Raw genomic sequence first — 13,371 nt, forward strand, 5'->3', positions numbered from 1 at the left:
TCCGCAAATCAAGGAGCGGCGCCGCGCCGTACATCACGGGTCCGAGGGCACCGGCGAATCGACCGTCATCGGCTGCTCGGGCACGAGGATCGTGCTCAGTCTTTCGAAGATGGTCGTCGCCGAAGCGGTATCCGGGTTGCCGTTCTGGCCTGTGGCGGTGTAGATCACGATCGCCCAGCCCTTGTCGGCGAGGGTACCCACGGCGCCGTGATAGCCGACAAGCCCGGGGTTGCTGAAGATCCAGCCGTTGATCACCGCGACGCCCATGGCGTAGTACTTGCTCGGGACATTGGGCCCCAGGCCGACGTTCACCGGCGCGAGCTGCTCTTGGTGGCTCTTGGCTGACACGAGCGAACCGGACGCGAAGGCGTCTACGAACAGCTGCAACGCCTCCTGGTTGCCGGCGACCCCGCCGGCGTACTCGGTCCAGCTCGGCGACCAGTAGGTGCTGTCTTCCCACACGCCGCGCTCCGCGCTGTAGCCGTGCAGCACGGGCTCGGTCTTGGCCGCTGTCGTGGGCGGCGTGACGCCCTTCATCCCGAGCGGATCCCAGATGCCGGTGCGCATGAGTTCTGCCACGCTGGTACCGGTCGCCTTCTCGAGCACACCCTGCAGCAGGAGGAAGTTCGTGTCGGAGAAGAGCCAGCTGGTTCCGGGCGTGAACAACGGCCCGTTCGCCACACCGTACGAAATGACCTCATCGATCGGCCACGCCCGGAACACATCCGCATGGAATGCGTCGAGAAACGCATCCATCACGGGATAGTGCGGGTAGCCCGAGGTGGAGCGGGCGAGCATCGCGATCGTCACCTTGTCGGAGCCCGGTATGTCCGGGTACCAGGTCGAAAGGGGATCCTGCAGCGACAGCTTGCCGGCGTCGACCTGCTGGAGGAGCACCGTCGTGAGCATCGGCGTCGACCAGTTTCCGTACAGGTGGTGCATGTCGATCGTCGCAGGCACACCTGCCATCGAGTCGCCGAGCGCACCGACCATCACCGGCTCACCGTCTTTCCAGACCCCGGCGATGACCGCACCCAGCTTGTCCGAGGCGAAGACGACCTCGACCTCTGCAGCGAGCTGACCGCCGATCGGATCCGACGAGAAGCAGAAGCGGCCCCGCGGCGACGTGCCGTCAGGACAATCGGAAGCGCTGGGCGTCGCCTCAGAGGCGGTGGGCGCCGGAGTCGGATCGGGCGCGGTGCAGCCGCCGAGCACGAGAGCGATCGGCACGACGAGAGAGACGATCAGAATGCTTCGGAGCGACGAGCTCACGGTGCTGACTCTACGGGCCGGTGGTCGTGCTGTCAGTAGGGTCACGGGCGCTGCACACTGCCGTGGTCGGTCGCGCGAGAAGGCCGCGCGGACCGCGGCCGGTGGGTGCAGATGTAGAGCAAGGTATCCCTAGGGTGCAAAGGAGCAAGACACCTAATATACTACTACACCGATTGGCGCCCTCGTGCCAGGAGGACCCACTGGCCGTGAGGGAGGACCCCCGAGACTCCCATCGAAGCGTCGCCGAGGATCAGCCGAGCTCGCCTATGAGAGCGAGCTCCTCCGCCCGGGTCAGCCCCGACGTCCGAGCCCGATCCAGGCCCCGGACGCGCTCGTCGACGAGAGTACGGCGAAGCGTCTGACGGATGTCGCGGATCCGCCCACCCATCGCTCGATAGGCGCCGTTGGACCGGGTGGCGAAACCGGGCATGTCTGCGGGCAGCCAGAGCGGCAGGGAGCGCGGGCCCGCCCAGTACGTCACGTCGTGAGCGGAGAGCCACGCGTCGTCGGCTTCGACGAGGGGACCGGTGTGACCGGCCTCCTCGCGCGCGAGCCGGAGGATCTCGCGGAGGGGCACGGTGTCGCCGATCGCATTCGCCACACCCCGCCGGCCGTCGGCACCGAGATGAACGATGAAATCTGCCAGATCGTCCACGTCGATCACCTGTGCCGCGCGGTCCGCCGGATCCGGGGTCAGCACCGGCTCCTCCCCCGCGAGCGCGAAGCGTCCCACCCAGTATCCGAACCGGTCGGTCGGATCGCCGGGCCCGACGATGAGTCCCGGCCGGACGATCGCGAAGGCGGCGAGAGCAGAGACGGATGCCTCCGCCGCCGCCTTCGCCCGGCTGTAGTCGTACTCCTCGCCGGGGCGGGCGACCTCGCTGCGCACAGCGCTCTCATCGGCGCCGGGCTGATCGTTGGACGCGTAGACCGACAGCGACGACACGTAGGTCCAATGACGGGCTCGCGGCCCGATCGCGTCGACGGCTCGTGCGACGTGCTCGGGAATCGACGAGATATCGATGACCTCGTCCCAGTCATGGGCACGGACGCTGTGGTAGGCATCGGCGGCCGAGCGATCGGCGACCACGAGTTCGGCGCCGTCGGGAGCGGGCCGTGTACCGCGCGCGAGGCAGGTGACGGATGCTCCGGCATTCACCCAACGACGAGCGATACGCCCGCTCAACCATCCGGTGCCACCGAAGACGAGAACGTTCGTCATCCCCACATCACATCAGATCAGCGGGATCCCCGTCGGCGCGTTCCTCTCTCGGCGAACCATCGGTATCAACCGATGGCCGCCGGACCTGACGCGCGCTCGAACCGCGAAGAGTCCGGGCGCTGTGACGAGCACGGCCCGTGGGGCCCGCATCTGCGACGTCGCTACTCGCGGAGCGTGGCCCCGTAGCGCTCGGCGGCGACGTCCACGCCCGCGAGCTTGGCAGCCGTTGCCTCGGCAGCCGTCAGCGTACGGTCCGGCGCACGGAATCGGAGCGCGAACGTAAGGCTCTTCGCCCCCTCGGGCACACCGGCGCCGCGGTAGTCGTCGACCAGCCGAAGCGACTCCAGCAGGTCACCGGCGCCGTCGGTGACCGCCGCCTGAACGTCGGCGGCGGTGACGTCCGCTCCGACGACCAACGACAGATCCTGCGTCGCAGCGGGGTAGGCCGACAACGATGCCGCGACGGGCTTGGGGGCAGCGAGCGAGATCACGAGGTCGAGGTCGAGCTCGGCCACGATCACGCGCCCGGGCAGCTCGGCGGCGTCGGCGACGGCGGGCAGCAGTTCGCCCAGGTAGCCGACCTCGCGCCCGTCCACGCTCAGCACTCCCGCGCGCCCCGGATGCAGGGCGGCGCGCTGTGCCTGGGCGATCTCGATCGTCACTCCGGCCGCACGGGCGATCGTGCGCACGGCGTCGAGCGCATCTCCGAGCTCGACCGGTTCGGCCGCCCGACCCGGCTGCTTGGGCGCGAGGTTGCCGGTCAGCAGCACCGCGACATGGCGCTCCTGCGGCGGGATCGACGCGTCGAGCGCGGCGAGGGTCGCCGCATCCGGCCGCACCGCCAGGGGCGGGACGACGTCGGTACCGTACACGACTCCGGCCTCCGGCACGAAGACGACGCCCGTCTCGAACAGCGCGAGGTCGGTGAACCCGCGCGAGAGGTTGCGGTGAGCCACCTCGAGCAGCCCGGGTACCAGTGAGCGGCGGAGGAACGGCGCCTCTCCGTCGAGAGGGTTCGCGAGTTTGATGCTGGGGGTTCGCCCGCCCGACGCCGAACCGTGGAGGTCGTTGTCCGCCTCCGTCGTGAAGGGGAACGACGGCGTCTCGACATAGCCCGCCGCGGCGAGCGCGTTCGCGACGCGGCGACGTGCGTGCTGCGCGACCGTGAGGCCGCGGCCGGACGGCGGCGTGGGAAGGATCGACGGGATGCGGTCGTACCCGCCGATGCGGGCGACCTCTTCCGCGAGCGTCCACTTGTCGGTCAGATCGGGCCGCCAGGACGGAGGGGTGACCGACCACCGCTCTTCGTCGAGGTCGCGGACTTCGCACCCCACCATCTCGAGCGCAGAGAGGATCTCGGCGGAGGTGTATTCCACCCCGATCAGATCCGGCACGAAGCCGCGGGGCAGCTCGATCTGCGGACCGGAGAAGGAGCTACCGAGCGCGCCCCCCGCCCGCGTGTCGGTGCCCCCCGCGTACGCCACCATGAGCTCGGCCACTCGCGCGGCAGCAACGAAAGGGATCGCCGGGTCCACGCCGCGCTCGAAGCGCCGGGATGCCTCGGACGGCAGCTTGTGCCGCCGCGCCGTGCGCGCGATCGACACAGCGTCGAAGGTCGCCGCCTCGATGAGGACGTTGCGCGTGGCATCCGTCATCTCGGTCGTGCCGCCGCCCATGACGCCAGCGAGGCCGATGGGTCCGGACTCGTCCGTGATGAGGAGGTCTTCGGGATCGAGCGTGCGCACTCTGCCGTCGAGCGTCTCGAGCGTCTCGCCCGCACCCGCCCGGCGCACCGTGATACCGCCCTGGAGCCTGTCGAGGTCGTACCCGTGGATCGGCTGGCCGAGCTCGATCATGACGTAGTTCGTGATGTCGATCAGAACGCCCAGGGAACGGATGCCCGCGAGCGTGAGGCGCGCGACCATCCATGCGGGGGTGGGCTTGGTCGGATCGACGCCGCGGACGATGCGCGCGACGAACTCGGATGCGCCGACACGGCCACGGATCGGATGCTCGTCGACGACGGCGACGGGAAAACCACTGCCCGCCTGCACATCGCCCCCCGTGTGCGCCGCGGGGTCGCGGAAGGGCGCGCCCGTCGCGTGCGAGTACTCGCGTGCCACACCGCGGATCGACAGGGCGTAGCCGCGATCGGGTGTCACGTTGATGTCCACGGCGACGTCGTCCAGGCCCAGCAGTGCGATCGCGTCGGTTCCGACCGGGGCATCGAGATCGAGTTCGACCAGACGCAGGATGCCGTTGTGCTCGTCACCGAGCCCGAGCTCCTTCGCCGAGGCGATCATCCCGTCGGACACATGACCGTAGGTCTTGCGAGCGGCGATCGGGAAGGGTCCGGGGAGCACGGCGCCCGGAAGCGTGACCACGACCTTGTCGCCGGCGAAGAAGTTGTCCGCTCCGCACACGATGCCGCGAACACCGCCATGCTCGGGCCCGACGTCGACCTGGCACCAGCGGATCGTCTTGCCGTTCGACTGGGGCTCGGGCTCGAAGGACAGCACCTCGCCGACCACGATCGGCCCCTGCAGGTCGAAGCGGTGGACCTCTTCTTCTTCGAAACCGACGCGCACGAGGTCGGCGAGCACGTCTTCGGGAGCAGCATCCGCCGGCACATCGACGAACTCTCGCAACCACGACAGCGGAACGCGCATCACACCACCATCCCGAACTGCTCGCTGAATCGGACATCGCCTTCGGCCATGTCGCGCATGTCCTGCACGTCGCTGCGGAACATGAGCGTGCGCTCGATGCCCATGCCGAAGGCGAACCCGGAATACACCTCGGGGTCGATCCCCGCCGCGCGAAGGACGTTCGGGTTGATCATGCCGCAGCCGCCCCACTCGATCCATCGCGCGCCACCCTTGAAGGTCGGGTGCCAGAGGTCGAGTTCTGCCGACGGCTCGGTGAAGGGGAAGTAGTTGGCGCGGAACCGGGTCTTGGCCTGCGGCCCGAACAGCACGCGTGCGAAATGATCGAGTGTGCCCTTGAGGTTGGCCATCGTGATGCCCTTGTCGATCACGAGGCCCTCGACCTGCGAGAACACCGGCAGGTGCGTCGCGTCGAACTCGTCGGTCCGGTACACCCGGCCAGGGCAGATGACGTAGATCGGGATGTCGCGCTCGAGCATCGACCGCACCTGCACGGGCGAGGTGTGCGTGCGCATGACGAGGTGCCGGTGGACCGGATCGACGAAGAACGTGTCCTGCATCTGACGCGCGGGGTGGTCGACGTCGAAGTTCAGTGCGTCGAAGTTGAACCACTCGTGCTCGAGCTCCGGCCCCTCGGCGACCTCCCATCCCATGCCGACGAAGACGTCGCCGATCTGCTCCTGGAGAAGGGTCAGCGGATGCCGCGACCCGGCGCGTGCACGGGAAGCCAGCGCCGTGATGTCCACGCGCTCCGCATCGAGCTTGGCTGCCGTCTCCGCTTCGACGATCGCGGTCTCGCGAGCGGCGAGCGCCTGTCCGACGCGTCCGCGGGCCTGGCCGACGAGCTTGCCGAACTCCGCCTTGTGCTCCGGTGCGACAGCCCGCAGCGACGCGTTCAAGGCGGCCAGGGGCGAACCCTCCCCCGCATGAGCAGCCCGTGCCGCCTTGAGGGCACCGGAGTCTGTCGCAGCCTCGATCGCAGCCAGCGCGGCCTGAACCGCAGCATCCACTGCTGCTGCGTCGATCACGGGGGGCGTGACCGGATTCTCGTTCTCTTGGGGACTGTCAGACACGAGAGACGAGTCTACCGACGCGGGATGCCGCGCCCCGCCGCGATCGACTCGAACCTCGGCTACGGGGCGTTGCCCTGATCGAACGGGCCCAGACCGCGCTGTGCGACGAGGAGTTCGGTGTTGGGGCCGTCCTTCTTCCTCGGATCGCTCGATGCGGCGGGAGAGCGGTGCAGCCTCTTCTCGACGGTGCGCGCCAGCAGCGACAGCAGCAGGCAGAGGCCGATGTAGATCGCGCCCGCGACGATGGCCGACTGGATGAGCGGCGAGTCGAGCGTCGCCGACGAACCGAGGTCCTTCGCGTACTTGAGCAGCTCAGGGTAGGTGATGATGAACCCGAGTGCGGTGTCTTTCAGCGTGACCACCAGTTGCGCGATGATCACCGGCAGCATCGCCCGGATCGCCTGCGGGAGCAGCACGAGACGCATGACCCCGGCTTTGCGCAGCCCGATGGCGAACCCCGCCTCGCGCTGACCTCGCGGGAGTGACTCGACGCCCGCGCGGATCACTTCGGCCAGCACCGATCCGTTGTAGACGATCAGCGAGATGACCACGGCAGCGTACGTGCCCATACGGATGCCGACGACCGGGAGTCCGTAGTAGAGCAGCAGCATCAGCACCAGCACGGGCACCGCGCGGAACACCTCGATGATCGCGGTGACCGGAATGCGCACCCACGCGTGCTCCGACATGCGTCCGATCGCCAGGACGAACCCGAGGATGATCGCACCGACCGCCGCGCCGGCGAAGGCCGCCAGCGTCCGAAGCGTGGCCAGAGCGAAGTTCTGCCATACCAGCGAATAAGTGAACGCCGACCACTTCTCGGCCGAGAACTGGCCCGTGACCGCGAAACGCCACACGACGAACCCGAGCACCGCCAGAACCGCGAGCACGGTGACGACACCCAGGACCCGGTTGCGAGCGACGGCGCGCGGCCCGGGGACGTCGTAGAGCACGGAAGTCATCGAGCGACCCTCCAGCGATTCTCGAGCGCACGTTGCAGCCAGCTCAGGAGCAGGACGAGCGCGATGAAGACGACCATCACCCAGAGGAGCACGACGAGCTGATTCTCGCCTTTCTCGCTCATGTCGGCGCGGATGTTGCCGAGGTTCACGACCGAGAAGCCCGCCGCGACCGTGGTGTTCTTCAGCAGCGCGATGAAGACGCTCATCATCGGCGGGATGACCGACCGTGCCGCCTGCGGCAGCACGACGGAGCCCATCACCTGGCCGAACGTGAGCCCGAGTGCCCGCGCCGCCTCGGCCTGGCCCACCGGCACCGTATTGATCCCCGAGCGGATCGTCTCGGCGACGTATGTAGCCGTGTAGATGCCGAGCGCCCAGATCGCCAGCACGAGGAAGTCGACGCGGAAGTCGACCAGCAGCGGGATCCCGAACGCGAAGAAGAAGAAGATCAGCGTAGGGGCGTGTTGCGGATCGTGTTCACGTAGACCGTGCCCACCGTACGGGCGATCGGGATCGGCGAGACGCGCATAGCGCCGATCACCAGGCCGAGGACCAGGGCGATCGCGCCGCCCGCGAAGAACAGGATGAGCGTGCCCCTGATCGCCTCGAGCCAGAGGTCGGGGTAGTCGAAGATGACGTTCACATGCCGTCCTTTCGCGGATCGGAAGAGCGTCGGGGGTGACGGCGGCGCGCCGTCACCCCCGACAACGGGTCAGTCGACCTGCGGCTGAGAGACCTCGATGCCCGAGGCGCCCAGGTTCTTGTCGAAGATCGCCGTCCACGTGGTGCCGCCATCGGTCAGCATCGTGTTCACGAAGTCGACGAATGCCGTGTCGCCCTTCTGGATGCCGACGCTGTAGCGCTCCTCGCTGAAGGTGTCGCCGACGACCTTGAGCTCGGAGGGGTCCTGCGCGGCATACCCGATCAGGATCGCCTGGTCGGTTGTGACGGCGTCGACCTGCCCGGTCTTGAGCTGCTCGACGCACTGCGAATACGTGTCGAACTCCGTGGTCTTTGCCTCGGGGTGCTCATCCTTGATCCGCTGGATGGACGTGGAGCCGGTCGCAGAGCAGACGGTCTTGTCCGCAAGCGTGTCGATGCCGGTGATCGTGTCGTCGGAGGCGGCGACGAGCAGCCCCTGTCCCGAGATGAAGTACGGGCCGGCGAAGTCGATGAGCTCCTTGCGCTTGTCGGTGATCGAGTACGTCCCGACGTAGTAATCGATGTCGCCGTTCACGATCGCCTGTTCGCGGTTGGCCGACGGGATCGACTTGTACTCGATCTTGTTCTCGTCATAGCCGAGGGACGCAGCGATCCAGCGCGCGATATCGATGTCGAATCCGCTGCGCTCACCCGTGGCGGCGTCGAGGTAGCCGAGACCCGGCTGATCCTCTTTGACACCGACGATCACCTTCCCATCGGCCGTGATCCGATCGAAGGTGGGGCTGTCTGCGATCGTGACCCCGGAAGCGACCTCGAACATCGGGGCGTCGCCCGCGGATGCACCGGTCTCGGCACCGGGAGTGCCGCTGTTGCAACCCGAGAGGGCCAGGGCTGCCGCAGCGGCGAAGGCTGTTCCGACGAGGATTCGTGTCTTTCGCATGTGAGTGCTCCTTGTGTTTCGCATGTGTCCGTGCGTATTGATCTGTCTGTGCGTTTCGTGTCCGACGTTCGGGTCGCTCGGAGTCGTGAAGGCGGGTCGTGCCGTCAGTGCGTGATCAGTTTCGAGAGGAAGTCCTTCGCTCGGTCGGTCTGCGGGTGGGTGAAGAAATCGTCGGGCTTCTGGTCTTCGAGGATGCGGCCGTCGGCCATGAACACGACTCGGTCGGCTGCCTTGCGCGCGAAGCCCATCTCGTGGGTGACCACGATCATGGTCATCCCGTCCGCAGCGAGACCGATCATCACGTCGAGCACCTCGTTGATCATCTCGGGGTCCAGCGCGCTGGTCGGTTCGTCGAACAGCATCACCTTCGGGTTCATCGCCAGCGACCTCGCGATCGCCACGCGCTGCTGCTGACCGCCCGAGAGCTGCGCGGGAAGCTTGGATGCCTGCTGCCCGACACCGACGCGGTCCAGAAGCACCTTCGCCTCGCGCTCGGCATCGGCCTTCTTCATCTTGCGGACCTTGATGGGTCCGAGCGTGACGTTCTCGAGGATCGTGAGGTGCGCGAACAGGTTGAACGACTGGAAGACCATGCCGACATCGGCGCGCAGGGCGGCGAGCCCCTTGCCCTCCTTCGGGAGCTCCTCGCCGTCGATCGTGATCGTTCCGCTGGTGATGGTCTCGAGACGATTGATCGTGCGGCAGAGCGTCGACTTGCCGGAGCCGGAGGGCCCGATCACCACGACGACTTCACCCTTGTGCACCGTGAGATCGACGTCGGTGAGCGCCTGGAATTCGCCGTAGTGCTTCTGGACGTTCTCGACGACAACGAGGGGATCGGCGGTCGCTGTGACTGACATCCGGCCACCCTATGAAAATGCCATGAGAACGCCAAGGGGTGGACAACCACCTCGACCAGACGGTATCAAGCCCGATGCGCCGCCTCGGCGATCGACTCCGAAGACGTGGTTACGCGCGCGGAGCGGCCTCGCGCTGGGCGAACGCGCTCTCGTAGAGGCACACGCTGGCCGCTGTCGCGAGGTTCAGGGACTCGGCACTGCCATAGATCGGAAGGCGCAGGGCGATGTCGGCCAGGGCGAGCGAATCCTCGTCCAGACCCCGCGCCTCGTTCCCGAATAGCCACGCCGTGGGCTCGGCGAGCAGAGGCCGCGCCTCAAGGAAGTCGCTGCCGCCGACATCCGCCGCGATCACCCGCAGGTGCGCCCCTCGGGCGAGTTCGATGACGGTCGCCAATTCGACGCCCACGGCCACCGGCAGGTGGAACAGCGAGCCCGTCGTGGCGCGAACGACCTTGGGGTTGTACGGATCGACCGTGCGCCCGGTGAGCACCACCGCGTCGGCGCCCGCAGCGTCCGCGGCGCGGATGATGGTCCCCAGGTTGCCGGGATCCCGCACCTCTTCGCAGATCGCGACCAGCCGGGGCGCCCCGGCGAAGACGTCGCGGACCGAGGTCGGGCTCTGTCGCGCAACAGCGACGATCCCCTGCGGGGTGACGGTGTCGGCCATCGCATCGAGCACCGCCTCGGTGGTGAAGACCACCTCGACGTCGGCCGTGCGGGCGAGGTCGCGGATGTCGGGGTGGCGTTCCAATCCGCTGGGGGTGGCGAACAGCTCGACGAGCGTGTCGGCGCGGTGGGCGAGAACTTCCCGCGCGGCCTGAGGGCCCTCCAGAAGGAAGAGACCGGTCTCTTCGCGCGCACTGCGCTTGGTGAGTTTCGCGACGGCGCGCACGCGCGGCGAACGCGGGTTCTCGAGCACGGTCTCAGTGTAGTGGGACCGCTGAGCGCGAATGCGAAAGGGCGCCCACCGGCAGGTGGACGCCCCTTCGAACGGATGCCGGTACTACGCGGTCTTCGCTGCGTTCACGTCGGCGGGCAGAGCCGCCTTGGCCGTGGCGACGAGCGACGCGAACGTCGCCGGCTCGTGCACCGCCAACTCGGCGAGCATCCGACGGTCGACCTGCACACCCGCGAGGCCGAGGCCCTGGATGAAGCGGTTGTAGGTGAGGCCGTTCTGGCGGCTCGCCGCGTTGATGCGCTGAATCCACAGACGGCGGAAATCGCCCTTGCGCTTGCGACGGTCGCGGTACGCGTAGACGAGGGAGTGGGTGACCTGCTCCTTGGCCTTGCGGTACAGGCGCGAACGCTGACCGCGGTAACCCGAGGCGCGCTCCAGGATGACGCGACGCTTCTTGTGGGCGTTTACCGCCCGCTTGACTCTAGCCATTTCTCATGTTTCCTAACGTGATTCGGCGCGCTCAGCGGCCGAGAAGCTTCTTGGCCTGCTTGGTGTCAGCCTTGGACAGCACCTGGTCCTGGTTGAGGCGGCGCGTGCGCTTGCTCGCCTTGCCCTCCAGGTTGTGGCGCATGCCGGCCTGCTGCTTCATGAGCTTGCCGCTGCCGGTGATCTTGAAGCGCTTCTTGGCACCCGAGTGGGTCTTCTGCTTCGGCATCTCTTGTTCCTTTGCGATGTGCGCCCTGCGGGGCGTGGATGTGCTTCCCGCAGTGCGGGGAGTATGTGGGTGGGCCTACTCGGCGTCTGCCGTGGCGGGCTGGGCGGCGCGAGGAGCGCCGTCGGCCGCCGGTCCGGCGTGTGCGGCCTGACGGCTCGCCTCTTTGTTCGCCGCGCGCTGGGCGTTCTGCTCGGTCTTCACCTCGGACTTGTTCTTGTGCGGGGCGATCACCATGACCATGTTGCGTCCGTCGATCGTGGGGTTCGACTCGACGGTGCCGAACTCGGCGACGTCTTCGGCGAACTTACGAAGAAGACGCACACCCTGCTCAGGACGCGACTGCTCACGCCCACGGAACAGGATCATCGCCTTGACCTTGTCGCCTGACTGCAGGAAGCCCTCGGCGCGCTTGAGCTTGGTCGTGTAGTCGTGCGCCTCGATCTTCAAGCGGAACCGCACCTCTTTGAGGATCGTGTTCGCCTGGTTACGACGTGCTTCCTTTGCCTTCTGGGCGGCTTCGTACTTGAACTTCCCGTAGTCCATGATCTTGACCACCGGCGGCTTCGAGTTCGGAGCCACCTCGACGAGATCGAGGTCGGCTTCTTGCGCAAGGCGCAGTGCCACCTCGATGCGGACGACGCCGACCTGTTCACCAGCGGGGCCGACGAGGCGGACCTCGGGGACGCGGATGCGGTCATTGGTGCGGGGATCGCTGATGCGGAACTCCTTCGTGCGGGTGACGGCCACCACGACACGGGGTGCGTCGCGGGTGGAAGAGGAACAACACACCACCCGGCACGACGCGAGCGCCGGCTTTCTGCACCCAGACTGCTCCGCACGCGTAGCGTGGGAACGGAGTGCGGTGACCCGGTAGCCTGGAACGGCAAGCGCGGGTGGGATGTGATCCTCTTTTACTTCGAAGCAGAACGCTTCGAAGCCCGCCATAGTCTAGCAGAGAGAGCGACGTGGACACGATTCGGCAGAGCGACGACGACCTTCAGGCAGGACGACTCGCGGCAGAGACCGATCGGCAGTCGCGCTGGGAGGCCCAGGAACGTGCCGCCGCATCAGCCACACGGGACATCGCCGACGTGCCAGCGGTCGAGGTGATCACGACCGCTGCGGTGCATCTGATGAGCGCCGCCGCCGTCAAACTGGGTCTCGCCGACGATCCGGACAGTCAGCTCGACCTCGACGAGGCGCGCAAGCTCATCAACGCTCTCGCCGGGCTCATCACGGCAGGCGCACCCGAGATCAGCGACATGCACGCTCGCTCGCTGCGCGACGGGTTGCGGTCCCTGCAGCTCGCGTTCCGCGAAGCATCCGCCATTCCCGACCCGATCGGCAAGGGTCCCGGCGAAAAGTGGACGGGTCCGGTCACCTAAGAGGTCACCGAGAGCAGGACGAGCCGCCGTGTGCCCGAGCTGTGCGGAGCCGCAATGAGCTCCGCCTCCAGGATTCGAACCTGGACCGAACAGCTCCAAAGGCTGACGTGCTGCCATTACACAAAGGCGGATCAACACTCGTGATCGTGCGCGGGTGATGGTGCCGGTGGTGGGAGTCGAACCCACACGCCCTTCCGGGCAACCGATTTTGAGTCGGTCGCGTCTGCCATTCCGCCACACCGGCCCGACGTGCATCTCGAGCGTGGAAGAGGTGACGGGGCGCCGCGGGGGCCAGACTCCCCGCGGCGCCCCGTCACGCACCTCCTGGGTCGGCGTGTGCGAGGAACACCATTCCGGACCCGATACATCCTCGACTGGCTCAAGGCTAGCATACTGATATATGTTTCGTCAAAATGCGATGGGCGCACCTCTTTTGCCGGTCTCATGGCCACATCGTCTTGCATTTCAGTATTTTAGTGTGCTACTTTAAGAGTACCCCATTTGAAGAGCCATCCCCTGCTCTTCCACGAAGGCGCAGACCCACCCCAGGTCTGCGCCTTCATTCTTTGCCTCAACTACGCCCCTCGAACTCGGTCCAGAGTTCGAGAGCCCGATACCGGGACTCTCCGGGCCAGGTACAACAGCCAAGCCGTCACCCCCCACCTCAGGCCGCATCGAGGAAGGGCAACGCGGTCGGTGGCTTCCGGTGAGAACG

12 protein-coding genes, 2 tRNA genes and 1 pseudogene are annotated in these 13,371 nt (G+C 67.1%); 1 reads left to right on the forward strand and 14 read right to left on the reverse strand.

Annotated elements, in window-relative coordinates:
• Positions 1–33: 33 nt before the first annotated feature.
• From F6B43_RS05100 to infC, 12 genes and pseudogenes are all read right to left on the reverse strand, one after another.
• Positions 34–1,272 carry a serine hydrolase domain-containing protein gene (locus F6B43_RS05100; protein ID WP_150447769.1) on the reverse strand — a complete coding sequence of 413 codons (1,239 nt, stop codon included), beginning with the start codon at positions 1,270–1,272 and terminating at the stop codon, positions 34–36.
• 250 nt (positions 1,273–1,522) lie between these two features.
• Positions 1,523–2,494: an NAD-dependent epimerase/dehydratase family protein gene (locus F6B43_RS05105; protein WP_150447770.1), complete on the reverse strand. Its 972-nt coding sequence runs from the start codon at positions 2,492–2,494 to the stop codon at positions 1,523–1,525.
• Positions 2,495–2,655: 161 nt separating this feature from the next.
• Positions 2,656–5,163 carry a phenylalanine--tRNA ligase subunit beta gene (gene pheT, locus F6B43_RS05110; RefSeq protein ID WP_150447771.1) on the reverse strand — a complete coding sequence of 836 codons (2,508 nt, stop codon included), beginning with the start codon at positions 5,161–5,163 and terminating at the stop codon, positions 2,656–2,658.
• Positions 5,163–6,233 carry a phenylalanine--tRNA ligase subunit alpha gene (gene pheS / locus F6B43_RS05115; RefSeq protein ID WP_246159806.1) on the reverse strand — a complete coding sequence of 357 codons (1,071 nt, stop codon included), beginning with the start codon at positions 6,231–6,233 and terminating at the stop codon, positions 5,163–5,165. The genes pheT and pheS overlap by 1 nt, the downstream gene beginning before the upstream one ends.
• Before the next feature lie 59 nt (positions 6,234–6,292).
• The gene (locus tag F6B43_RS05120) at positions 6,293–7,195 is read right to left on the reverse strand and encodes an amino acid ABC transporter permease (protein WP_150447772.1); all 903 of its coding nucleotides are present in this window, start codon (positions 7,193–7,195) and stop codon (positions 6,293–6,295) included.
• Positions 7,192–7,838 (reverse strand): annotated as a pseudogene (locus F6B43_RS05125) (amino acid ABC transporter permease). Before F6B43_RS05125 ends, F6B43_RS05120 begins: the two are co-directional and overlap by 4 nt.
• 69 nt (positions 7,839–7,907) lie before the next feature.
• Positions 7,908–8,798: a glutamate ABC transporter substrate-binding protein gene (locus F6B43_RS05130; RefSeq protein ID WP_150447773.1), complete on the reverse strand. Its 891-nt coding sequence runs from the start codon at positions 8,796–8,798 to the stop codon at positions 7,908–7,910.
• 104 nt (positions 8,799–8,902) lie between these two features.
• Complete coding sequence (locus F6B43_RS05135; RefSeq protein ID WP_150447774.1) at positions 8,903–9,658, reverse strand: amino acid ABC transporter ATP-binding protein; 756 nt, start codon at positions 9,656–9,658, stop codon at positions 8,903–8,905.
• A gap of 109 nt (positions 9,659–9,767) precedes the next feature.
• Entirely contained in the window at positions 9,768–10,577 is an 810-nt protein-coding gene (locus F6B43_RS05140; RefSeq protein ID WP_150447775.1) for a TrmH family RNA methyltransferase, read from the reverse strand.
• Between the two features lie 84 nt (positions 10,578–10,661).
• Positions 10,662–11,045 (reverse strand): 50S ribosomal protein L20, encoded by a 384-nt coding sequence (gene rplT / locus F6B43_RS05145; RefSeq protein WP_150447776.1) that lies wholly within the window; start codon positions 11,043–11,045, stop codon positions 10,662–10,664.
• A gap of 31 nt (positions 11,046–11,076) precedes the next feature.
• The gene (gene rpmI / locus F6B43_RS05150) at positions 11,077–11,271 is read right to left on the reverse strand and encodes a 50S ribosomal protein L35 (protein ID WP_091491544.1); all 195 of its coding nucleotides are present in this window, start codon (positions 11,269–11,271) and stop codon (positions 11,077–11,079) included.
• A gap of 75 nt (positions 11,272–11,346) precedes the next feature.
• Positions 11,347–12,018: a translation initiation factor IF-3 gene (gene infC, locus F6B43_RS05155; RefSeq protein ID WP_150447777.1), complete on the reverse strand. Its 672-nt coding sequence runs from the start codon at positions 12,016–12,018 to the stop codon at positions 11,347–11,349.
• A gap of 218 nt (positions 12,019–12,236) precedes the next feature.
• Between infC and F6B43_RS05160 the strand changes: the two genes are divergently transcribed.
• The gene (locus tag F6B43_RS05160) at positions 12,237–12,656 is read left to right on the forward strand and encodes a DUF1844 domain-containing protein (RefSeq protein WP_150447778.1); all 420 of its coding nucleotides are present in this window, start codon (positions 12,237–12,239) and stop codon (positions 12,654–12,656) included.
• 59 nt (positions 12,657–12,715) lie between these two features.
• On the opposite strand, the gene F6B43_RS05165 is transcribed toward F6B43_RS05160, so the two are convergent.
• Both F6B43_RS05165 and F6B43_RS05170 read right to left on the reverse strand, forming a co-directional pair.
• Positions 12,716–12,787: transfer RNA gene (locus tag F6B43_RS05165), tRNA-Gln, on the reverse strand.
• Positions 12,788–12,814: 27 nt separating this feature from the next.
• A tRNA-Leu gene (locus F6B43_RS05170) sits at positions 12,815–12,900 on the reverse strand.
• Positions 12,901–13,371: the final 471 nt, after the last annotated feature.

This window comes from Microbacterium rhizomatis (assembly GCF_008710745.1).
Classification (GTDB): domain Bacteria; phylum Actinomycetota; class Actinomycetes; order Actinomycetales; family Microbacteriaceae; genus Microbacterium; species Microbacterium rhizomatis.